This is a genomic window from Neptuniibacter sp. QD48_55 (assembly GCF_047778115.1).
GTDB lineage: Bacteria > Pseudomonadota > Gammaproteobacteria > Pseudomonadales > Balneatricaceae > Neptuniibacter.
This window is the reverse complement of sequence record NZ_CP180555.1, coordinates 49,403-73,601: the sequence shown is the minus strand read 5'-3', so window position 1 is coordinate 73,601 and position 24,199 is coordinate 49,403. Positions and strand designations below refer to the sequence as shown.

At 45.3% G+C, this 24,199-nt stretch carries 17 protein-coding genes; 6 read left to right on the top strand and 11 right to left on the bottom strand.

Annotated features, from left to right (window positions below):
- Positions 1 to 107 precede the first annotated feature (107 nt).
- Together ACMXYW_RS00320 and ACMXYW_RS00315 are read left to right on the top strand one after the other, a co-directional pair.
- Positions 108 to 1,625 (top strand): PAS domain S-box protein, encoded by a 1,518-nt coding sequence (locus tag ACMXYW_RS00320; protein WP_415904818.1) that lies wholly within the window; start codon positions 108 to 110, stop codon positions 1,623 to 1,625.
- The gene (locus ACMXYW_RS00315) at positions 1,622 to 2,242 is read left to right on the top strand and encodes a response regulator transcription factor (protein WP_415899664.1); all 621 of its coding nucleotides are present in this window, start codon (positions 1,622 to 1,624) and stop codon (positions 2,240 to 2,242) included. Before ACMXYW_RS00320 ends, ACMXYW_RS00315 begins: the two co-directional genes overlap by 4 nt.
- A gap of 42 nt (positions 2,243 to 2,284) precedes the next feature.
- Here the strand turns inward: ACMXYW_RS00315 and ACMXYW_RS00310 are convergent, their stop codons facing one another.
- The 5 genes from ACMXYW_RS00310 to ACMXYW_RS00290 all read right to left on the bottom strand — a co-directional run bounded on the left by ACMXYW_RS00310 (position 2,285) and on the right by ACMXYW_RS00290 (position 8,018).
- Positions 2,285 to 2,707 (bottom strand): PaaI family thioesterase, encoded by a 423-nt coding sequence (locus ACMXYW_RS00310; protein ID WP_415889795.1) that lies wholly within the window; start codon positions 2,705 to 2,707, stop codon positions 2,285 to 2,287.
- A 23-nt stretch (positions 2,708 to 2,730) separates the two neighbouring features.
- Positions 2,731 to 4,383: an AMP-binding protein gene (locus ACMXYW_RS00305; protein WP_415904817.1), complete on the bottom strand. Its 1,653-nt coding sequence runs from the start codon at positions 4,381 to 4,383 to the stop codon at positions 2,731 to 2,733.
- A gap of 58 nt (positions 4,384 to 4,441) precedes the next feature.
- Positions 4,442 to 5,599, bottom strand: a complete 1,158-nt coding sequence (locus ACMXYW_RS00300; RefSeq protein WP_415904816.1) for an acyl-CoA dehydrogenase family protein — start codon at positions 5,597 to 5,599, stop codon at positions 4,442 to 4,444.
- A 198-nt stretch (positions 5,600 to 5,797) separates the two neighbouring features.
- Positions 5,798 to 6,643 (bottom strand): metallophosphoesterase family protein, encoded by an 846-nt coding sequence (locus ACMXYW_RS00295; protein WP_415904815.1) that lies wholly within the window; start codon positions 6,641 to 6,643, stop codon positions 5,798 to 5,800.
- 4 nt (positions 6,644 to 6,647) lie between these two features.
- Positions 6,648 to 8,018: a sodium:proline symporter gene (locus ACMXYW_RS00290; protein WP_415904814.1), complete on the bottom strand. Its 1,371-nt coding sequence runs from the start codon at positions 8,016 to 8,018 to the stop codon at positions 6,648 to 6,650.
- Between the two features lie 251 nt (positions 8,019 to 8,269).
- Here ACMXYW_RS00290 and ACMXYW_RS00285 point away from each other — a divergent pair, with 251 nt between their 5' ends.
- The gene (locus ACMXYW_RS00285; protein WP_415904813.1) at positions 8,270 to 10,498 is read left to right on the top strand and encodes an EAL domain-containing protein; all 2,229 of its coding nucleotides are present in this window, start codon (positions 8,270 to 8,272) and stop codon (positions 10,496 to 10,498) included.
- A gap of 29 nt (positions 10,499 to 10,527) precedes the next feature.
- On the opposite strand, the gene ACMXYW_RS00280 is transcribed toward ACMXYW_RS00285, so the two are convergent.
- The 5 genes from ACMXYW_RS00280 to ACMXYW_RS00260 all read right to left on the bottom strand — a co-directional run bounded on the left by ACMXYW_RS00280 (position 10,528) and on the right by ACMXYW_RS00260 (position 18,179).
- Complete coding sequence (locus ACMXYW_RS00280) at positions 10,528 to 11,400, bottom strand: diguanylate cyclase (RefSeq protein ID WP_415904812.1); 873 nt, start codon at positions 11,398 to 11,400, stop codon at positions 10,528 to 10,530.
- Complete coding sequence (locus tag ACMXYW_RS00275; protein WP_415904811.1) at positions 11,397 to 16,124, bottom strand: response regulator; 4,728 nt, start codon at positions 16,122 to 16,124, stop codon at positions 11,397 to 11,399. The genes ACMXYW_RS00280 and ACMXYW_RS00275 overlap by 4 nt, the downstream gene beginning before the upstream one ends.
- A gap of 199 nt (positions 16,125 to 16,323) precedes the next feature.
- Entirely contained in the window at positions 16,324 to 16,920 is a 597-nt protein-coding gene (locus ACMXYW_RS00270) for a DUF2799 domain-containing protein (protein WP_415904810.1), read from the bottom strand.
- A 71-nt stretch (positions 16,921 to 16,991) separates the two neighbouring features.
- Positions 16,992 to 17,495 (bottom strand): DsrE family protein, encoded by a 504-nt coding sequence (locus ACMXYW_RS00265; RefSeq protein ID WP_415883007.1) that lies wholly within the window; start codon positions 17,493 to 17,495, stop codon positions 16,992 to 16,994.
- Positions 17,496 to 17,615: 120 nt separating this feature from the next.
- Positions 17,616 to 18,179: a hypothetical protein gene (locus tag ACMXYW_RS00260; RefSeq protein WP_415897242.1), complete on the bottom strand. Its 564-nt coding sequence runs from the start codon at positions 18,177 to 18,179 to the stop codon at positions 17,616 to 17,618.
- A 348-nt stretch (positions 18,180 to 18,527) separates the two neighbouring features.
- Between ACMXYW_RS00260 and ACMXYW_RS00255 the strand changes: the two genes are divergently transcribed.
- Both ACMXYW_RS00255 and ACMXYW_RS00250 read left to right on the top strand, forming a co-directional pair.
- Positions 18,528 to 20,096, top strand: a complete 1,569-nt coding sequence (locus tag ACMXYW_RS00255; protein WP_415883005.1) for a DUF3369 domain-containing protein — start codon at positions 18,528 to 18,530, stop codon at positions 20,094 to 20,096.
- 17 nt (positions 20,097 to 20,113) lie between these two features.
- On the top strand, positions 20,114 to 21,760 hold the full coding sequence (locus ACMXYW_RS00250) for an ATP-binding protein (RefSeq protein WP_415904809.1): 1,647 nt from the start codon (positions 20,114 to 20,116) through the stop codon (positions 21,758 to 21,760).
- A 17-nt stretch (positions 21,761 to 21,777) separates the two neighbouring features.
- Here the strand turns inward: ACMXYW_RS00250 and ACMXYW_RS00245 are convergent, their stop codons facing one another.
- Entirely contained in the window at positions 21,778 to 22,962 is a 1,185-nt protein-coding gene (locus tag ACMXYW_RS00245) for an EAL and HDOD domain-containing protein (RefSeq protein WP_415904808.1), read from the bottom strand.
- A 224-nt stretch (positions 22,963 to 23,186) separates the two neighbouring features.
- On the opposite strand from ACMXYW_RS00245, the gene ACMXYW_RS00240 reads away from it, so the two are divergent.
- Positions 23,187 to 24,188: an ABC transporter substrate-binding protein gene (locus tag ACMXYW_RS00240; protein ID WP_415904807.1), complete on the top strand. Its 1,002-nt coding sequence runs from the start codon at positions 23,187 to 23,189 to the stop codon at positions 24,186 to 24,188.
- The last annotated feature ends 11 nt before the right edge of the window (positions 24,189 to 24,199 follow it).

The following is a 24,199-nucleotide window of genomic DNA, read 5'->3' as shown; positions in this document are numbered from 1 at the left end:
ACTACAATTAACCATATATAAGTATCTTCCCTTATCCTTAAAGCTGCTTTAAAGTCTAAGTATAAAAATAACAGGTTTTAAGATCGGGATTTCCCGCAGGTTTAAATATGAGTGATGACCAGAGTTTAGAACTCGCCCGTTGTAAGGCTGATGCTGATCGTTATCGACTTTTAGCAGAACAGTCGACCGATATGATCTCCCGGCATACCCCCACTAAAGAGTGGACCTACATAGATGCCAGCCCTGCGGTTGAAACTGTACTCGGTTACACCCCCGAAGAGATTATCGGCATGGCGGGGTATGAGCAGTTCCACCCTGAAGATGCAGACAATCTATCCAAGCGCGATGACAGCGTCCGTTATCGCAGTGGTGTCTACACCAATGTGTACCGGTATCGTCACAAAAAAGGTCACTATATCTGGCTAGAAACCACCAGCCGTGTGATTCGTGATGACAGCGGAAATCCTCAAGAGATCATCTGTGTATCGCGCGATGTAACCGAGCGTGAAGAAGCGCAACGAGATATGCGTCGACTCGCGCGCGTGGTTGAAGCCTCATCGGATATGATCATGTTTTGTAACCACAAAACTCATAAGCTGACCTATCTAAATGAGTCGGCTTATCACACCCTCGGTGCCGAGAAAGATAAGCCTGTGGTCTACTACCTGTCGCAGCTTTTCTCTGAAGAGATCTTAGATACTCTGATCAAAGATGCTTTAGAACACGCCTCCATTCATGGGGTTTGGTACGGCAGCATTCCGATGCAATTAGACCCTGAGCTCAACCGTGTAGCGGAGATTCGCGAAATCATTGCTCATCGTAATCGCCGTGAGAATGATCAGGTTGAGTACTACTCGCTGATCGGACGCGATATTACCCTACGCCTTCAAGCAGAAGAGGAAGCGAAACGTCATCAACTCGAGTTGGCGCATATGTCTCGTCTGCTTTCAGTGGGTGAGATGGCCACCGGCCTTGCCCACGAGGTAAACCAGCCTTTGGCTGCGATTCTGAATTACTGCCATGGCACGCAGAGGCGTTTGGAAGAGGGTGATGCTGATCCGGTGAAAACCGTATCCGGCTCGATGAAGTTAATTATGAAGCAGGCCAAGCGTGCTTCGGAGATCATCAAACGGATGCGCTCCTTTGTGCGCAAGACCGATTATCAGTGTTTTGCTTTTCCAATTAATGACAGTTGTAAGGAAGTCAGCGCCTTTCTCTGTCAGGAAGCACAAGACCACAACATCAACTTTGATTTTCAATTTGGGGATAACTTACCCCCTCTGGTAGCCGACAAAGTACAGATCGAACAGGTACTCCTTAACCTGATGCGGAACGCAATTGAGGCCTACAACGATTGTAACAAGGCCTACAGACCCGTTATTATCACTACTAAAGCTGCCGAAGGTTATATTCATGTTTCGGTAGAGGACAAGGCAAAAGGGATTAGCAGCGAAGGTTTAGCCAAGCTGTTTGAACCGTTTTACACCTCCAAAACAACTGGCTTAGGTATGGGCCTTTCTATCTCCCGTACCATTATCGAAACCCACGGGGGCCAGATGTGGGCAGAGAGTGACGGTAAAACCGGTACGCACTTTTATCTGAAACTGCCGTTAAGAGAGCAATGATGCAAACAAACCCGACAGGCACTATCTATATTGTTGACGATGACGAAGATTTTCGTGATTCCATGCAATGGCTTTTAGAATCTGCCAATCACAACGTTGTTACCTTCCCTTCTGCACGGGAGTTTCTGGATAACTTTAATGGCGAAATCGGTTGTATGTTACTGGACGTACGTATGCCGGAGATTAACGGCCTAGCCCTGCAACAAATCATGCAGGAGCGTAATATCCAGATGCCGATTATTGTGATCTCCGGCCACGGTGATATCCCAATGGCGGTGAGCGCAATGAAACAGGGCGCGATGGATTTCTTAGAGAAACCGTTCGATGGTGATGTTCTCCTTCGCTTAGTTGGCCGTGCATTAAGCAAAGCGCAAAAAGCACGCGACGAACAAGGTGCGCAGCTAGAGATTCAAGAAAACTACGCTAGCTTAAGCCGTCGTGAGAAAGAGGTAATGGCGCTGGTTGTTGCTGGTAATGCCAATCGCCAGATCGCTGAAGAGCTAGATATCAGCCCTAAAACGGTTGAAGTACATCGCTCACGAGTTATGAGTAAGATGCGCGCGGGTAGCCTTGCTTCTCTGGTAAAACAAGCGTCTCAACTAAACGAACAAGCTTGATCTAACCGCACCTGAGCAAGCTCAGGTGCGATCAGTTCACGATCAACGTTTATCAGGATCAGGAATTGAGTAGGTCATGGTCGCATGAGCCATCGGTTCCTCATCTCCTTCCGATAAGATATACACTTCACCCACCGCCAAACGCTTTCCGACTTTGAGCATCTGCGCCGTAGCGAAGATATCGCGATCGGCAGAAGGCTTGCGTAAGAAATTGATATTTAACTGAGTCGTCACCGCCAAAGGCACGGGGCCTATACGGCTTAATAACGCTGCATAGACCGTCACGTCAGCTAGACCCATCATCGCTGGGCCAGAGACGGTACCGCCCGGTCTTAGATGCTGATCATCCACTGGCAAACGCATAGTGGCAGTACCATCACCTAACTCAACTAATTCCCCATACTGCTCACCTTGGGGAAAGTGCTCTGCAAGAAAGCTTTGCAACTGCTCAATGTTCAACTTCATACACAACTCCAATCTGCCTTAGCCTAAGCAACTGCCTCATGTTCATCCCGCGCTTTATTGCGCAGGATAAAGCGCTGAATCTTGCCACTCGGCGTTTTTGGCAGTTCTGGCATAAACTCGATCTCGCGAGGAAAAGCATGAGTTGAAAGACGTGTACGTACCAGTTGCTTTAACTCTTCAGCCAACTCTTCTGTCGGATCAAACTCACGCTTAATCACTACATAAGCTTTAATAATAGCGCCACGTTTAACATCCGGTTTGCCGATAACTCCCGACTCCGCTACTGCATCGTGCTCTAACAATGTGCTCTCTACATCAGCAGGCCCTACGCGGTAACCTGCCGTAGTGATTATGTCATCATCACGACCTGTGAATGAATAACTGCCATCACCATGACTCATCACTACATCACCGGTGAGGTAGTACTGACCATGGAATGGGTGCTTCTCTTGCCATGTATAACCTTGGAAGAAAAACAGCGGCGAGTTATCCACATCTACTGCTAACTGCCCAGTTTCGCCTTCAGGGATCTCATTAAAGTCTGCATCTAGGGCAACGACGCGATGACCTGGCATTGAGAAGCCCATAGAACCCACACGCACTACATCTTGCTTAAGATCATGATGGTTACATGCAGTCATACCGGTTTCTGTTTGACCGTAATGATCCATTACAGGGCAACCCAAGCGCTTATCGACCCAACTGATTACTTCTGGGTTCAACGGTTCGCCAGCACTGCTCGCTACGCGTAGCGAGAAGGTTTCATCGGCAGCCAACACATCATCGTTTGCCATCAACATGCGGTAAGCCGTTGGTGCCGCCGCAAGGTTGGTAATCTTATATTTACGCAGCATGTCGTAGGTGCTTTCTGGGGTAAACGCCGCCTCACAAAAGTGCGTGGTATTACCCAACAGCAGAGGACCAACCACCGCGTAGTAAAGGCCGTAAGCCCAACCTGGATCGGCAACATTCCAATAGGTATCTTCTGGACGCAAACCAATGGCAAAGCGCATATACACGTAGAACGAGAGTAGCGCTCGGCTTGGTACCGCAACGCCTTTAGATTTTCCGACTGTACCTGAGGTAAACATCTGTAAAAATGGATCATCTTTGCCAATTTTTACCGGTGTAAACTCTGTAGATTGCTGCTCAATCTCAGCGGCAAAATCGAGATCACTTGTAGCATCAGTTGCCTGATCACGATTGAACGTCAGGATGGCCGGACAATCCTTTACATCATTCAGTTTTGGACGGTTGCTTGGGTCGGTCACCACCAACTTAGTACCCGCTTGCTGTACTCGGTACTCGATCGCACCGGAACCGAACGCCGTGAACAGCGGCTGGTATACAGCGCCTGCGCGCAGGGTACCCATAATCACCACCATCAGTTCTGGAGTGCGCGGTAGCAAAGCCGCAACGCGATCGCCCTTACCTATGCCTTGAGCGGTAAGGAAATTCGCAAACTGGGCAGACTTTTCTTTCAATTCCACGAAGGTCATTTGCGAAGCAGGTCGCTCAGCGCCTTCGTAATTCAGAGCGATTCGATCGCCTTCCGCCCATTTATCTACAATCTCCTCACAGACATTAAATCCATCTTTGAGGTTACCGATCATGAGCTCTTCAATCATGGCCGGATCAAACTTATCGTAATAATCCTGATAGGTTTCGGTTGTCATTAGTTTCCCATCCATCATTTTTTATTTTTGTATTCTTATACGCATGAGCAATCTTTAATTACTGGTGCTCAGCCAGTATTTCTCGCGCAATAATGAGTCTCTGAATTTCGCTCGTGCCTTCGTAAATTGAAGTAATTCGCACATCGCGGGCATAACGTTCCAGTGGGTACTCCTGCATGTAGCCGTAGCCACCTAAAAGCTGCAGCGCGCTATAGCAAGCTTGATTGGCTTTTTCACTGGCAAAGAGTTTTGCCATGGAGGCTTCTTTAGCGAAGGTAAGTCCACGCTGTTTACGATCAGCGGCGTTTAAAAGGAGTAATCGGGCGGCTTCCAACTCGGTAGAACGATCCGCAATCATCCACTGCAGGCCCTGAAAATCAGCTATCGCTTTACCAAACTGCTTACGTTCTTTGGTGTAGGTGATGGCATAATCCATCGCGGCTAAACCAACACCCAACGCGAGAGAGCCTATGCCGATGCGTCCACCGGCAAGTTCTGCCACAGCAAGACGGAAACCATCATTTAGCTCACCTAGAATCGCCGATTCAGGTACAAGCACACGATCAAAGTGCACTTCATTGGTCGCTGAGCCATGTTGACCCATCTTCTTTTCTGCCGGGCCGACTGTGATTCCGTCGCTACCTGCTTCAACTAAAAAGCAGGAAATCCCCTTGCCTTTTTTCGCTTGCGGATCGGTCACCGCCCACACCACAAAGACGCCTGCAAACTCAGCGCTGGTGATCCACTGCTTAGTGCCGCTGATCTCATAACCTTGATCGGTTTTCACAGCTTGTGTTCGCATCGATGCTGGATCGGACCCCGCACCCGCTTCGGTTAAGCAGAAGCTACCTGCTCGATATTCGCCGCTGCAGATCAATGGTAAGTATTTAGATTTCTGTTCTTCAGTGCCCATCGCCTGTATGACTTCCGCCACCATATTGGTCACTGACATAGTCACAGCAGTTGATGCACAGGCACGGGCGATCTCGGTAATCGCTAAACTGAAGGCTACTGCTCCCGCTTCAGTGCCACCATGGTCTGCAGAGATGTTTAGCCCCATAAAGCCCAATTCGGCGAGTTGCTGACAATTGGCCAGCAGAATGCTCTTGTCTTTTGTCTGATCCAGCTCCGCCGCTACCGGTGCTAATTCACTTTCAGCAAAGCGCTTGGCGGTATCCTGAATCAGTTGTTGTTCTTCTGTTAATGTGAAATCCATAAGGAACACCTTATTAGGGTTTACCCTAATCTATACCTTATATATTTCATTTGGTAAAGCGAAAAACCTGACTAAATATTCATATATATTTGACCAAATCGGCGTAACCTAAGGAAAACAATAGATAAGTAGTAACCCTTACAAGTTTTATTAACTTTAAGAGTTACTACAAGAGAGGAGGATAAAAGGGAGTGTAAATTAGGTGATAAGGATCGAAGAAAGTTCGAGCATTTGTCCACGCATTGCGCGCTCTGATTCAGGCAAAACATCTTCGCTAGGCCATAAGCCTGTCCGTAAACATTCAGCGTAAGGTGCTGCCAAATTCGCTTGCTGCATATTCTCGCTAGCCTGATCTGCAGGATAATCCAAGCGCTGCCATCTGACCTCAATACCCTGCGCATTTGGCGTCAAAAGCATGTACCAGACGGACGCCGTACCATCATTCGCAGGCATGCCGATCACACCGCTATTCAGCCAATACCCCTGCTCCAATTGCGTTCCAAAAGGGATACCACAGTGGCCGCCAACCACAACATCAGCACCCGCTAGATCTAACTGGACCTGTTTATGCTCCGCTGAACTGCTGGCAAAGATAAATTCGTTGATTCGATCGACACTGCCGTGCACAACTTGAAAGCATTTACCCGCCAGTTCAAAGCTTATATGCCGAGGCAGTTGCCCCATCCAGAGCTTATCGTCTTGAGAAACCTGTTGACTGGCGAATCGGTACCATTCGACTGAGAGCAGGGAGCAAGCTGAATCTTCCGAAAAGCCACAGCCACAATCAGGCGCATCCTCTGCTAAGGACTCTTCGCAGTTACCCATTACCACGGGAATACCCCAGTCACGGATTAACGCTAATGTCTCGACAGGTTCCGCGCAGTAGGCAATCAGATCCCCTGTGCAGAGAACTTGCTGCGAAGAGAAGCCTAACCTGTCGGCTTCCTGTTTAAGCGCTCTGGTGGCCGCTAAATTGCTATACGGGCCGCCAAATATCAGCAGCGGCCCCGTTAGTGTTCCAAGGTCCATATTTCCTAGACTCACTTCATTAAGCCGGCTGTAGTTGCTTTTGGCTGGCTCCACCAACTAAGAACAGTGTACAACCACCAATCATCACAACCACACATATCCAAAGTAACTTAGTGTATTTATGGGCTTCGCCCAACATCGCCGTGTAACCCGAAGATTCCGTGAAGTAGAGCAGAGCACCAGCCATCGCTAGGATAAAACTGCCTAGATAACTCCAGACTGGAATATCACGACGGTTAGCCCACAAACTGAAGAAGATAACTGGCACCAGATACATCGAAGCCGTGCCGCTAACAGCTACTGCACTAAACAGATCTTTATTGCCAATAAATACCATCACTAGGCCCATCAACATAAATAGCGCCATCACCATACGGCCATTACGCAAATTCACAGGCAGCAGTTTCATATCCACAACCATCATTTTCGCCGAGCTGGTCAGTGTACTGTCCAAAGTAGACATGGCGGAGATGATCAAAGAGGCACTAAACAGGAACATCGGCAGTTCACCCAACAGACGCGTCAACGCCTGATTCATATCTTCCCCTGAGATCGCATTCGCTCCCGCTATCACCCCTAATGAGCCAAACGCGATAATGCAGATACTGCTAATCCAAGCAGCATGGATAAAACTACGTCTTGTCGTTTCACGATCCGCCAAGAAACCTCGGTCCATCATCACAGGGTCGTGCATTGGATAGCTCCACACTTGCAATAGGGCTACGATCAAAAGGATTGGACCCGGATCACTAATTTCGAACGGTTTAAACGCGATCAGATCAGCATTGAAGTGGCCGCCACCAGCCACCAGTGCTAACAACACGGCCAAGACAGCAATAAACACCATCATCTGGAAAAAGTCGGTGCGCAGAGACGCTTGTAAACCGCCCAACATGGAGTAGATCAAGGTAACAACCGCTAAGCCGACAACCGCCAATGTATAAGATTGCGTGCCTGCCGCACCAAACAAGATGCCGATAACCAGAAGGTTGGCAAACACCTCACTGACCAAACGCACACCGATGACAAAGTTGTAACAGCGACTGCCCCATTGACCAAAACGATCAATTAGAAACGCTTGAACGCTCTCGTAACCTTGCTCAAATCGGAGGTGGTCAACAATCTTCCCACCAGTCAAGAACGACAGATAATAAGCCGCGTAAGCTAATGTGCCCCATATCCCATAATAAAAACCCAAAATGGCTGCATTCAGTAATGAGCGCGCAAAGATCCAAGTGGTTACCTGCGAGAAAATCAGCGTTAATAGGCCAGGCGCCAGACCTTCTGCGGTGCGGCCTTTAAAAAAACTATTCTCATGAGTAACTTTGCGTGAAAGAAATACTGAAACCAGCGCCAAAGCAGACACCAGAGCTATCAACCAAATATCCATAGGTAACTCCATTTATAAACGGGAAGGATGCTTGCTCAGACAGTAGTGCTGTTTAGCAGTTCCCCGTGTTTTCTAACAATCTATAAAAGACCACAACTTTATTTGATTAATCAATCAAATAAAGGAATCAAACTGGCGATAATGTCATACCTCGTTTATAACTATTAAGGTTCAATAAATTGATAATCAAGGAAGATATTTAATGATCTCTGCATATACTTAGTAGTAATTCCATCGTATGAGGAAAGTCTATGTCTGATGAACTCATTGTTTTTGCCGAAGAGGAAAAAAACGATTCCACACTAGCGGCAACAAACAACAGTTCACGACCCTGGAAGGTTTTAGTCGTTGATGATGACAAAGACGTTCACGAGGTAACGAAATTCGGCTTAAAAGGGTTGGTTTTTCTAGGCCAGCCACTCGAGCTCCTGCACGCCTATTCAGCCAAAGAAGCGCAAGAAACTCTCTCAAACAATGATGATATTGCGGTCATCCTACTTGATGTCGTAATGGAGACAGAGAGCGCCGGCCTAGATTTGGTCAAGACGATTCGTGAAGAGCTAGCACTGACCAACACACGCATCATCTTACGAACGGGTCAGCCAGGTTATGCACCTGAAATTGAAGTTATCCTCAAATACGATATTAACGACTACAAAAACAAAGCCGATCTAACCCGAACTCGCCTTTACACCAGCGTTACCGCTGCCATCCGTTCCTATTCTGAAATCACCGCTATCGATTCCAGCCGTAAAGGCTTGGAAAGAATCGTACACGCCTCAAGTGAATTGATGTCACTACACGGTATTCGAGAGTTAGCCAACGGTATTATCTGCCAATTAGCAGCGTTACTAGGTATTTCAGAAGAAGGCATGATCTGTTTTAAGAAAAACAGTGACGACGAAGTTAATGCAAACGGATCCGAATTTACGATTGTGGCCGCGTCCGCTCAGCCTAGCAATCAAAAGGAATTCCCCGAAGTCATCGAAGATGCCAATATCAATGCCATGCTACTGGAAGCTAGCAGCAAGCGCCGCAGCATCGAAAATGACTATGCTTGCGTACTCTACTTTCCCAGTGAATTCCGCAACGACATGCTGTTGTACTTGGATATTCAACGCCCTCTGGAAGGTACCGAACACCAGCTGCTAGAAGTTTTCTGCAGCAATATTTCTGTTTGCTTAGATAATGCGACTATTCTGGACCGCTTACACAATTACGCATATTTCGATTCCTTGCTGAATATTCCTAATCGTGTTTCCTTTGCAAATCAGATCGACAAAATCATGCTCAGGCAGCTACATCCACAGCTTATTACACTAATCGATATTGATCATTTCAGTGGCATGAATGACACCTTAGGTTCAGAGTCCGGGGATGAACTACTTAAATTGGTTGCAAACCGCCTAGCAGCTAACCTGCCAAAGGACTCGTTTATATGCCGTATATCAGGCGACACTTTTGGTGTTATGGGGCCTGAAGACAGCTTTACTGTTGAACAGATCAACGCAATGCTTACAAAGCCTTTTGAGCTTTTCGGAGACGACCTGACCATATCTATCACTCAGGGCTGCTACATCCTCAAAGATGCCAATATCAGCGGTAATAATGCAATTAAGCGTGCGAACATCGCTCTAAAACGTGCCAAAGATATTGCCCGAGGCGAACACGTAGAATATACCCATGAGATAGAGCGTGAAACGCAACAACGTATGCTTTTACTACAAGGTTTACGTAAGGCATATAGTGAAGGCGAACTGTTCCTAGCGTATCAACCACAAATTGATCTACGTACCGGAAGAATAACCGGTTTTGAAGCGCTTATTCGCTGGCGAACAAAGAGCGGCGCATTAATATCCCCAGTTGAGTTTATTCCGGTTGCCGAAAGTTCAGGGCTGATTGTACCTATAGGTGAATGGGTCATGGATACCGCCATGAGAGATCTTGAAACTGTCGAACAGAAGTATGGTTTGGGTCTTCAGGTGGGTATCAATATTTCGCCCGCCCAGTTCCGCCACCCCGATTTTTTAAAGTTAATTCAAAATAAACTGAATAACTTTTCGTTAAAGCCACAACAAGTTGAGTTCGAAGTCACTGAATCTGTCGCCATGATAGATACAAATAGTGTGCGAGACATTTTACAGGTGATCCATGATCTTGGAGCTAAAGTTGCGATTGATGACTTTGGTACAGGCTTCTCCTGCCTCAGCTATTTAGAAACGCTAAACTTTGATCGCCTAAAAATTGATAAGTCTTTTATCGATAAGATGCTGGATAAACAAAAAGGGACTCATATTCCAGAGATGATCATCAACCTAGGTAGCGATCTAGATATGGCAGTTATCGCGGAGGGGGTAGAAACAGCTGAGCAGGTAGAACGTTTAAAAGAGCTGCAGTGTTTTGAAGTCCAAGGTTATCACTATGCGAAGCCTATGGAACTGGAACAATTGTATAGCTGGTTGGATGAGCATTTGAGCTAGCATGACAACTAGCTGAGATCGATGATCAATTACTCACTAACAACGCGATTTCGCCCTTCACCTTTTGCTCTATAGAGCGCTTTATCAGCACGATCGAGCAATTGTTCGATACTCTCACCCGGGTAGAATTGCACGACACCAATACTTGCAGTGATATCTAAACCCTCAGGTTTCAATTCCTCTACTTGTGACCGGATATTTTCTGCCTTTTCCACACCCGCTTCCAAGTCACAATGCCCAAGTAAGATGACAAACTCTTCACCTCCAAAACGAGCCGGAATATCATCTTTACGACAGATACTTCCTAAAAGGTCACCAAACTCACGTAATACTTTATCGCCCACCAAATGGCCGTGGGTATCGTTTACCTGTTTAAAGTAATCAAGATCAAGCAGCATCACACTGAGTGGATCACTATGACGTTCTGTATGCGCTAAACGCTGTTCGGCAGTTTCTAAAAGGTAATAGCGGTTGTAGAGGCCTGTTAGTTGGTCCTTCAGTGCGATCTCTTTGAGTAGGTCACGCTGCTGCTTAAGCGTGACATGTGTATTCACACGCGCTAGCACAATAGACGGACGAACAGGTTTTGCGATGTAATCTACCGCACCTAGTTGCAAACCGAGCTCTTCGTTACGGTCAGCGTCCCGGGCGGTAACAAAAATGATAGGTATATCTTGGGTGTGAGGCTGCCCCTGAAGCTTCTGACAAACTTCATAGCCGCCCATATCTGGCATTTCGATATCTAACAGGATGAGATCAGGTACAGGATCTGCGACCGCTAACTTCAGGCAGTCATTACCACCGGTAGCGACTTTTATCCGGTAATGGTCCTTTAAGCAGTTAGCCAAGACTTTAATATTGGAAGGTACATCGTCTACGATTAAAACGACAGGCTTGCTCATGTACCGTCGACTCCGTCCGAAAGCTCTGGTTGAATGCCGAGCGCTTGTTCCATTATAGTCAAACTATCCTCAGCTGCTTCAAAATCAAACGCTGATAATTTGGCCTGAAGCTGTTGTAAAGGCTCCTCAAATTCAGAGCCTTTTGCGCTCTTCCAAAGATCATCATACTCTGTAGTATCTATATAGCTACCTAAATTAACCGCTTCGCGGATCGATATCAGCTTTTCTTTTACTTCGTCATCCGTAAGCCCTTTATTTTGGACCTCTACTTTTTGTGAGGCATACTCTGCAAAGCAGGCTTTCACCTCTTCATATGCCTGGAGAAATTCAGGAAAAACGAGTAAAGCGCCATCACCATCATCCGCCTTAGCTAACTTTTCTAGCTTAGCTGCCTGCGCCTGCAAGGCTATCGCTGATAGGTTCGCAGCCATCCCTTTCACTGCGTGTGCTGATTTACCTGCCGCTGCCCAATCAGAATTATTTAAATAAGTTTTAATATTTTCTACTATGGGATCAGCATCAACTGAAAAAATCTCCAATAATGGCGCGATCAGTTCTTCTTTGCCCATCATCCGGGCGATAGCATCCTGCTTATCCCAAATAACGGCCGTAACTTTTTCCGTTTCAATCGGTTCTTCTGGTGTAGTAACTGTTTCTGCAATTCCTAGGAATCGCTGTAACGCTTGATTAAGTGCGATCGGTGATACAGGTTTACTCAAGTAATCATCCATACCAGCAGCAAGACACTTCTCTCGGTCACCTGCCATCGCATTCGCGGTCATTGCGATAATTGGGATAGTGATATTTTTCTGTTGTGCTTTACCTGCCCTAATCTGTTGAGTCGCTTCATAACCATCCATCTCAGGCATCTGGCAATCCATCAACACTAGATCGTACGGACAATTATTTTCTAAAGCCGTATTGAGGCTCTGCAATGCCTCGACACCATTACCGGCCATATCTGCTGTAAGCCCGAGTTCTTGCAGGATCCCTTGCACTACCAGTTGGTTAATTTGATTATCTTCAACAACTAAAATGCGCTTTTCACCCAGAGTTGGGTGGCCTTCAATAGATAGATCTTTCAAATAATGACTGGTCAGCAACGGCGAGGCGTTATGCAATGCATCACCGCCATTAGCAACCACCTGAAGAGCATCAAAGATATCTGAGGTCGTAGCCGGTTTAGGGAAATAACCGCTAAAGCCTATATCTGCAAAACGTTTAGCATCACCACGATGCGCCATTGAGGTCATTAGGATGAGTTTGGATGCTCTGAATCTGTCATCAGCTTTCAGTGTCCGACCCAACTCGGCACCATCTATCCCTGGCATCTGCATATCCATAAAGACGACATCAAAACAGACACCTGATGATTCGTAGAGTGACTCACAGCGGGCAATCGCGTCATTACCATCTTCCGCTTCCACAACCTTCGCTCCCCAATGAAGTAACTGCGTAGACAGCACTTCGCGATTGGTTCTATTGTCATCTACGATCAGGATCTCGAGGTTCTCGATACCTGTGTAAGGAACTACCGCTTCCGCTTGCTCACTCTCTTCCAGATACACACTAAAGATAAACTCGCTACCTTCACCCACTGAACTCTGGACCGATATTTCTCCGCCCATCAATTCACACAATTTCTTACAAATGGCGAGCCCCAATCCAGAACCACCATATTCACGCGTAGTAGAAGCATCAACTTGGCTAAAAGATTCAAACAATTCAGGTAGTTTTTCAGGTGGAATTCCTATACCTGTATCCTTAATCTCACAATCCAAACGTAATCTATCGCCTACGTGTTGCAGCTGTGAGCGAATGACCACTTCTCCATCACTGGTGAATTTAATGGCATTACCTACCAAATTAATCAGCACCTGACGTAAACGCCCCGGATCCCCTCTGACCATAGACGTTTCAACACCAGTGAGATCAAGAATAAGTTCTAAACCTTTATCTTGTGCTTGCAGAGCCATCGCTTCTGCAAATTCTCCAAACATGCCACGTAAGTTAAAGTCGATACATTCGAGTTCTAACTTGCCTGCATCCACTTTAGAGAAATCGAGAATATCGTTAATCAGTGCCAGAAGTGAGTTAGCGCTGGTTTGAGCGACAACCGCACGATGGCGTTGGTCATCAGTGAGTGGTGTATTCAACAATAACCCCAACATGCCAAGGACACCGTTCATTGGTGTACGAATCTCGTGACTCATATTCGCTAAGAACTCACTCTTCGCGATATTAGCTTGTTCCGCTTCATCTTTAAGCGCGATGAGACTCTGCTCCATTTCACGCTCTACTGTCACATCCAGATTGGTACCAATCATTTTCAAAGAACGACCTTGGTCATCGACCATATGAGCCGCTGTCGCTTTGACATAACGAACCGCCCCATCAGGGAAGTTAAGCCTGAATTCACAGTGCCAATCATGTCGCCCGCGCACCGCCTCTTTTAAGGAACCTTCAGCCATTTCAAGGTCTTCTGGACAGACCCTTTCTCGCCAATAATCAAAATAGAGATGGTTATTAATCACCTCTTCTGGGACTTGGTAGATCTTGAGCATCTGATCATCCCACTGCAGTTCATTAGTGATCAGATCCCACTCCCAAATACCCAGCCCTGAGGATTCCACTGCGACATCAACACGACTCAAAGCATCTTCTAGCTTACCCTGCATATCTTCAGCTAGATCTAACGCTTTGATTAATCCCTGCTCTGCATCCACTCGGGTTGAGACATCACGGAAAGACCACACACGGCCGACAGCATGGTCTTCAACATACATAGGGATAGATGACTGCTCGTATGTTCGGCCATCTTTCAGACTTAAGCTGGTAAAATGAGAGCGACTTTCACTATTGATCAAACCCTTAACATTTCGTGCAGCTTCCTCCGCATTACTCAGTTGTCTTAAAATAGGGCCAAGCACACGAGAGAGATCATTAAATTCTTCAGGTAAACCCCAAAGTTCAGCAAAACGCTTGTTGTAACGGATTACACTACCATCGTTCTTAGTTACCAGAATGCCGTTATCTGTAGATTCCAAAATCGAAGCCTGCATAGTCAACGATTCAGTAATCTCCAACTCCATCTGTTTACGTTTGGTGATATCACTGCGGATAGCAACATAGCTCAGCGGGTTACCTGTATCGTCCTTAAAAGGAACGATAGTGGTATCGACCCAATAGATACCGCCCTGTTTATTGCGGTTGCGGATCTCGCCATGCCAAACATCACCCGCAGCAATCGTACGATACAGTTCAATGAAAAACTCTCGCGGATGGTAACCCGAATTGAGAATTCGGTGATTCTGCCCGATCAATTCTTCACGAGTAAAACCACTGATCTGAGAAAATTTTTCATTGGCATAAGTAATTGTGCCCTTTAAATCAGTTACCGCCACAATAGAATGCTGATCCAAAGCAAACTTTTGCTCACCTAACTCTAACAGCGCCTGATTAGCTTGCTCAGCGCTACGTCGCAACTCTGCTTCATGAAGCTTTCGTGTCTCTAACATGATGTTAAAGGCATCAGCGAGCTGAGCCGTTTCGATATTATTGGCATTAACCTCAACTTGCTCAGCATTACCTGCAGAGGCTTCTCGACTGGCATAAGCTAATGTAATTAAAGGTTTACTTATTCGCCCTGCGATACCAAACCCCATCAATAAGACAACAAATGCAGTAACAAGGCATAAAGCCAACGTTATTTTCCCAAGCCAGCGTGAAGGCTTTAACGCAATATCTAAATCTACTTCACTAACTAGAAACCAGCGGATATTTTCCAACACAATGACATCATGCATACCGATTACAGGAACACCATTGGGGCCGATATAGCTCAAAGCGTGCTGGAGAGAGTTTGTATCAGTATTAGCCACCGCATGCAGGTACATCTCTGTTTCAACTTTGCGCTTGAGTACCTCCTCCCGGTTGTTACTAATGGGTGTAATTAAGGTACCGTCAATATTCATCAAGTAGTGGAGGTGCTGCTGTTTTTCATCTACTGCCACATCTAGCAGGTCAAACACTCGGTCAAAACGCAGTTGAATCGCAAATACACCTACAGTATTACCTTCTCTATCATTAATCGGCGCTGTCAAGAAACCCGCAAAAGCACCATTGGAAGGCTCATAAAGTTCCATACCAGAGAATGAGACATTGCCGCTTCGAAGAGTATTTTTAACGCTATAGGCAAACTTTGTGCTGCTGAAAGGGCCTCGCTGCAGACTTGTTCCAAAATCCTTATCTTGAGCAACTGAAAAAAGGATATTACCGCGGCTATCAACCAAAAAAATGTCGTAGATATAATCATATCGACGGCTAAAACTAATTAGGTCAGCTTTGTGTTTATCTGCTCGTTGGGACCAATCTTCGGTAAGCACATAGTCTTGAGCTTTTAATCCGCTTTGCTGTAAACCACTTGAGAGAGAGGACAGCATAGAAATGGTATCGTTAGATTCAGCTTTGAAACGCAGATCGACTACGCGATAGTCAAACCAGTTTCTGATAGAGCGGGCGGTTACGAGGGAGGACTGACGAAGCTTTTCCTCTGCTGCCACCAGCAAACTTTCCTTAGCTTGTTGATAACTCAACCAAGAGACGAAGGCTAAAGGAATTAGCGCCAACAAGGTCATCCAGACCATGAGCTTTACACGCAGTGAAACCTTACGACCGGTATCAGGATTCGGTACGGAAGCCTCAGCTACCTCTTCCCTCTTCATACAGAATACGTCCTTTGTCTAATTAAAGCAGATCAATTGCCGAAGGAATTATAAAACTGATCAATATCAAAGACCTGCTTAAGAATTCCATTCCTTTAAGCATAGCCTAATTTAGCTTTACGACAGGATAATTTATCCCCTTTATCGACCAATGATTCCGTTTGAGGTGAGCGTACTTAAAAAGTTGGGGAGTTCAGGCTTATTGTAAATTTTGCAGCGCTGTTTTTTCCCGTTGTAACTCGATTTCCATTCGATAAAGCTCAGATTTCAAGTCAGGCAAACGCTGCGCAAATTCCTTAAGATCATCCAATAGATGCTGACGTTCACTGCGACTTTTTCCATCAGTAACCAATTTAGCTTCGGTTTTTATAATCTGATCTTTCAGTTCGGTTTGCTCAGCCTTGTTTTTACGAATATCCGATTCAAGGTTTTTGACCACTTTTTCTTGTTGGTAGAACTCTAGCCCTTGTTTATATTTAACCAAGAAAGCCCCATCTAAATCAGCTGGGCAAACATACGCATATTCATTACCTTGGCGACCCAAGCGATAGCCATTGTCTGGTTGGCAGTAACTTTTCAGCCCCTCTTTTCGCCCTTGCAGATAATCCTCAAGATTAAGGCTCACTTTATATTCTGCACAAGCCGACTGATGTTCAGCCAGATAGGCTTCTGTTTTCCCCTGCAAACCATCCCGATAACCGATGCCTTGCCAGTCTCCCGTTAAACACTCTTCTTGGCTTAAACTGGCACAGCCTGACAAAACAACAAACAACGATGCCAAAATCAATAAACGCATAGCAGAGAAACCTTCGATCAAATAAATAAACTTAACTGACTCAAGCTGAACACAAAACGACTGACGCTAAGCTAAAAGACCGGTACTAATTTGTAGCCTTGTGTCTGCCAACCGATCAGAGAGATAAAGCCGTCAGCGACGACATCAAGCTCTTGAGGGAGTTTGTCATTATCAACGTCAAACACATCTGTGGCGATGGCGCAGATTTCGATGCGGACATTTCGTGCTGCCAGAGCCTTGATACTCTGCTGAATCGAATCGAATGACTCTTCATATTCAAATGCTAATTCCGGCTTGGCCTCTTTACTTAAAAACTGCACGGTTGGACCAATGACCACGACGACAATCTCAGGCTCAACGCCCTGGCGTTTAAAACCATCATAAGTACCCACAATTAAATCCATGTAGAACGCGGTGGTTTTGGCCGTTTTAAAGTCAATTAAAAACACGCCTTTGGCTTGTTCGATACCATTAAGCGCCGCTGCATCATTATATTTTTGCTCCGCATTGATACTGGTGATCGTAAAGAGCAATAAAAAGCTAACGAACTTTATTCCTTGTAAGCACTTATGCATAAGACCCTCTTTATTCCATCAATTCATGCAAAACAGTCTGCAAACAGTAACAAAAAAACCGGTGGTATCTCACCTCCGGTTTTCAATCAAAAAGAACTCTGATTTACGCGCCAACAGCTATTAACGGATAATCAGATCGGGCAACCAACGCTTAGTGCGGTCAATCTCATCACGCTCACCTTCATTCATAGGCGGTACGTTAAGGTCATCCGGCGGTGAAGCCAGCACATTCAAATCTACAGCTTGCGCCTCACCTCGAATTTCATCGCCTTCAACCTTCATGTGATAGTAGATGCCGTTCCAGAAGTTCGCGCCAAACTCCTCTTTTTTCTTAAACATAAACAGCAAATCATGTGACAACCAACTTAAATCGTCTTGAGTGACCCTATTTGGTTGTTTATACGGATATGCAAGATGACACCACAATTCTGGGCCTTCTAGACATTTCATCTCTTTCATAGAGAGAAAATAATCACGAAATTTATCGTGATCCATATGGAGCTTGTAGTGGCTGCCGGACTCATCTGGCTTAAAGTGCACAGTCCCTACAACAATGGGCTGACCTTTTTTATCCACTAATAAGATATCTTTTTTGCCATCCAGTGGCGCAGCCTGCAAGCCCCCCGACATAAGCAAGAAACCAGCTGATAGCGTTACTAATCCTTTCCGAACTCGACCCAACATACTTACCTCCCCACCGGTAATGTTGATAAGCCTACGAATAATATCTGTACGCATTTGATGTCAGTTTTACTCGGAGGTTCCTTTTAATCTCAGTTTATTCAGCATCTACTAATTAACCATGGTACTTGGGTACTGATTTAACCCGCGTGTATAAATATTTAATAAATTAATTATGGTGTATGCCAAAACGAGCTGATGATTTTTTGTTCACAATTCAGTATGGATAAGGGTAGTATGCAAGGAAAGGTAAATTCGTCCGACATAGCAACCGAGCCTATCCTATTGTTAGGTATGGGCTACACTTACTCAGGGTAAGTCACACCCTCTTAGTAGTAGCAGGAAGATGCGATGACCAACACTTTACTTTTCGCCGCTGAAGAATCATCAGTTCCAGATAAAGGAATATCGCCTTGGAAAGTACTGATCGTAGATGATGAGGAGGGCGTGCATCGCGTTACTCGCCTCGTTCTAAAAAATGTAACCTTTGATAACCGCCCAATCGAATTACTTGAAGCTCAATCAGCAACGGAAGCCCGTGACCTCTGCAAAAAACATGGCACCGATATCGCCCTTGCATTAGTCGATGTTGTGATGGAAACCGATGATGCAGGCTTAAAGCTGGTTCGGACCATACGAGATGAGTTTGCAAACCATATGACACGTATCGTTTTGCGTACAGGTCAGCCAGGGCAAGCACCAGAAGAGCAGGTTATCCAAGAATACGATATCAATGACTACAAAGATAAAACTGAGTTAACAGGTACTAAGCTTAAAACCCTACTCTACTCTTCTTTGCGTTCTTATCGTGATATCAAAACCATAGACCGCCAACGCAAATCACTTGAAACCGTGATTCATGCCATGGGCCAAATTAACCAAGTTAACTCTCTCAGTAGATTAGCTTCAGCAATTCTAAATCAACTGATTTCACTACTGAATTTTGAACCCGATTCAATTTATTGCTGTACTCGACGCATTTATCGAGATACCACCCAATTTACTGTGCTAGCCGCCACGGGGGCATTAGAACCCTTAATGCATGAAGCTTCTGTCGAGAAAAATATTGAGTCTGCAATGACCCAATATCATGAAGATGAACTGCCAGAAGACTTACAAAAAGTTTTTAGCCAAGCCCTAAGAGAGAAAAGTTCTATTCATACCCTCGACGGCTATATCGCTTATCATTCAGGTAGTTCTGGTACTGAAAGCCTCCTCTACATTAAACACCACAATGATATTGATGAACACGCCAAACACTTGCTAGAAATATTCAGTGCAGATGTGATCGCGACTTACCACACCCTACTCCTGAAAGAGGAAATTCAGGATACCCAAGCGGAACTGATCTACATCTTAGGGGAGGCGGTTGAGAAACGCTCTAAGGAAACGGGCGGGCATGTTAAGCGTGTCGCAGAAATATCAGCTCTACTTGCGGAAGCTTACGGCACCAATCAGATGTTTGTGGAAAATATACGCTTGGCCTCACCTCTGCATGATCTTGGCAAGATAGCTATTCCAGATGCAATTCTAAACAAACCGGCCAAGCTCGATCCCGATGAGTGGAAAGTAATGCAGACTCATGCTGAGATTGGCGAAACTATGCTAAGTCATTCAGAAAGGCCTATATTTCAATTAGCTGCTCGCATTGCTGGCGCACACCATGAAAAATGGGATGGTACAGGCTATCCGAGAGGGCTGTCTGGAGATGAGATTCCACTCTCGGGCAGAATCACTGCTGTCGCGGATGTTTTCGACGCACTCAATAGCAAACGCTGTTACAAAGAGGATTGGCCTTTAGAAGAAACGCTCGCCCTGCTGGAGGAGCAAAGCGGCAAACAGTTCGATCCTCAGCTAATTACATTATTCCAAAAAAACTTGGATGCGATTTTGCAAATATGTGAACGCTTCCCTGATTAACGGATGATACCGAAGCTATGTTTGAAACCTCACCAAAGAAAGTTTCATCCAAGATAATCTCAGGCCGGCTGGGTAAGCGCTTTGCGGTTCTGATCATTGTATTTAGCTCATTTTTCACCCTTTTTAGCACCAGCTTGCAGCTTGCTCTGGACTACCATGCTGATATCAGTCGAATCGAGCAGCAATTCAACAATATACAAACATCCTACTTACAGGCGATCACTCTAAGTGTGTGGTCTTTAGATGATTCCCAGATAGAAACCCAATTGGTCGGACTGAGCCAACTGCCAGACATAGAGTACGTTTCTATATTGGTCGATGGCGAGACTAGTTGGGAACAAGGTAAACCCATTTCACGCGCCACCCGAACCATAGATCTTCCTCTTGAGTACAGTGCTCCAGGCATCAATACACAAAATATTGGACAGCTTCGAGTCACCGCCAGCATAGATAATGTTTACAACCGTTTGATCAGCAAAGCGGGGGTTATCCTGATTAGTAACGGTATTAAAACGTTCCTAGTAGCAGGTTTTATTCTGCTTGTTGTCTGGCTTCATATCACCCGTCACCTGCAAGCTATTTCTAGCTACTTACGCGATATGGACGTATTCACTCTTTCCAAGCCACTATCGCTAAATAAACGAAATCCACCAGAAAAATACGATGAAATCGATACTGTAGCAGTCAGCATTAACGAAATGAGAGATAGCATCTACAACTCATACCAAGAGCTCAACGAAAACAAGCTCCACTTACAGGAGTTAGTGGAACAGAGGGATGCGTTGCTAGAAACTGAACGTGAATATAAAGAGACACTGGAAGATAAAGTTAAAGAACGTACACAGCAGCTAGAAGATTCAATGGCCGAACTGCGCTCTGCTCAAGATCTATTGGTAGAAACCGAGAAAATGGCTGCTTTGGGTAATATGGTGGCAGGCGTAGCCCATGAGATTAATACACCTATAGGCGTTTGCCGAACAGCAGCTAGCTTTCAGGGCGAGCACAGTAAAGATATTCGAAAAAAACTCACTGAAGGCAAACTGACACAGACTGACTTAACCGACTTTTTAGATGGTATAGATGAGTCCAGTGCGCTCTTTGAAGCGAATATCATTAAAGCCAGCAAGCTTATCTCTAGCTTTAAATTGATCGCGACCGACCAGAGTTTCGATGCCAAACAGCAATTCAATCTCAAAACCTACCTTGAGTCATCGATTCAAACCATCTATCCGCAATACAAACATCAGAATGTGAACTTCCATATAGATATGCCTGAGGACATAAACTTAAACAGCTATCCTGGCGCGCTTCACCATATATTGAGCAATCTAATCAATAACTCGACCATACATGGGTTTGAAGGCAAAGAGGGCGGCAACATTAAAGTTCGCGCTTATGCAGATGAACATAATGCCATGCTGGAATACCACGATGATGGTCGTGGTTTATCGTTAGAAGAGAGCAAAAAGCTTTTCGAGCCATTTTTCACCACTAAAAGAGGTAAAGGTGGCAGCGGTTTAGGCATGTCGATTGTGTTTAATATTGTCTCACAGCAATTAGGCGGAAGAATCGAACTTATAAATGCTGATCAGCCGGGCTTCCACATCCGCGTGACCATGCCTCTAGAAGCTAAGGAGCAAAGCTCCCCTGAACAGCTAGCCTAAGCAGAATTAGGACTGAGCTAACTCAGTTCTTGCAGAAGGTCAGAACTCCAGGTTACGGATTTGGTGTAACAATCTGCCACGAAATGAAATTCTTCCCCTTTGGGTAATAGGCCCCAATCTGCCTTGATATAGGCTTCGGTTTGAGCGAGCAGTTTACCCAATGGATTATTTCCACCTTGTACCGCGCGCTTCACTTCCACTTGAACGGGCAACTGCTCCAATAACTCAGGTAAAGGGATACCTAGAACAGCATCTATACCTGAGAGAAGTCCCGTCATAAAAGCGGTGCCAGAGTCCACATGGTTATGCCTTGCTGTCATCAACTGGCACATCTTCGCTTTGATCAATAGCAGCCCGATCAACTCGCTTGGTACCTGTTTGTTATGGCAAAGCGCAAACAGCAGCACCCATTTTTTTAGCTCGGTTAAGCCAATATTGATAACAGCTTCGGAAATACTCGAAATAGTTCTACGACCTCCGAGGGCCGCGGAGTTTACTAGCTTTAACAAACTAGCAACCAGCTCCGGATCTCGCTGTAAAATCTGTTCAATAGAATCGACTGTTGCTTCAGAGCTGTTCACTTCTCCGATCAACTGGAACATAACCAATTCGTTGCGTGCTAATTTGCGTCCGCTCACCAACTGCGGTTCAGCAAAAAACCAACCCATAAACAGATCGAAGCCCGCAGTTTTACAATGATTATATTGCTCAAAGCTTGCGATATTGTCTGCTAGCAATTTAACACTAGGTTGCTGTTTGAGTTTTTGTGCAAGCTCGACCAGTGCATCTGCGCTGTATGCTTGGCAATCGAGTCTGATAATGTGAGCAAACTGCTGCAGCTCCGAATCAAAATCGGCAGGCATACAGATACGGTAACCTTGAACAGACAGATCTTTAAGAATCTCTTCCAAATGGGGAACAGACAAAGCAGCTAAGGTTAAATCGAACACCACAGAATCAACAGGAAGCTCTGGGAATTGAGCATCGTACAACCAGGAGGCATCTACTTTGACCCAAGCTGGCAGGCACTTTACATGGCCATTATCTAACAGATTACTGAAGGCATTAACAACTACATCTGCAGTATTAGAGCTATGATGATCTTCATCAGAATGCTCAGAAGCAGAAACCAGTTGGTATGCATAAGTGTTTAAATGCACATCAAAAATCGGCTGCCTAGAAAAAAGTACCGGCTGATTCATTTCATTCCTTTATTCAAAACGTATCTACCCCATTCTAATCCCATGCCAGACTAAGCTAAATACCCAAAGCCATTGATCCTAAGCAATAGCTTTTACAATTTCCCTACAATTAATAGTGAAAATAGCCATAGAACCTTGCGCTCTTACATTTCTGAGCAAATACTAAACATTAGTTAATTAAAACAATCTTCAATCACCACTGTATTCAGTGTTTTGAGGCCAACATGAATGGATTCATCAAGGCGGGTATCGCCTTTACCATCGCAGTTGTTGCTATCTTATTCTTCCGGTACCAATTAACTGACAGCAAAATCATAACCAATACAGAACTTCCTGCAGTAAAGATTGCAGTTTCAACGACCCCACTATCTGCTCCATTTTATATTGCGGAGAAGCAGGGGTTCTTTAAAGAAGAAGGGGTCAAAGCCGATCTCATCCCTCTCGCTGGGGGAACTAAGTGCTTTTCGGCACTGCTAAAGAAGGAAGTCGATCTAGCCACTGCTTCTAACTCAGTCGTTATGTTTAATGGTTTTAAATATGATCACTTTACTGTGCTCAGCAGCTTTGTGGAGTCCGATAATGACATCAAGCTAATGAGCCTGTCGGGTAGCGGTATCACTAAAGCTCAAGACCTAATAGGTAAATCCGTCGGTATTGTTGAAGGCAGCGCCAGTGAATACTTCCTACATACATGGTTAACCCTATCTGGCGTTGATCCAAGTAAAGTGCTAACTAAAGCCTATAGCGTTGTCGACCTCCCTAAGGTACTGAGTTTAGGAGAAGTTTCAGCCATATCTGTTTGGGAACCTTTTGCGTTTACCGCAGCATCCAATAGAAACAACCCTGCTCGCCCATTAGATACCAAAGGGCTTTATAACCTCAGTTTTAATTTGGTGGGACTAAAGGGAGCTACACGTAACATAGAAAGTGAGCAGAAGGTATTAGCAGCTTTGAACAAAGCTGTGCATTACATCGCAGAGTATCCTCAGGAATCTCAGATAATTATTAGGGAAAAGCTACAACTGAGTCAGGCCTTTATTGATTGGATCTGGCAGGACTACCTATTCAAGCTGTCATTGAATCAATCGCAAGTAAGCTCGATTGAACAGCAGGCACGTTGGGCCATTGAATCGCAGTTAGTCATCAGTGAGACTGCTCCCGACTTTATCCAATTTTTTGATGCCTCTGCGCTACAAAAAATAGATCCACACGCATCTTCGCTGTAAGTCAGAGGATA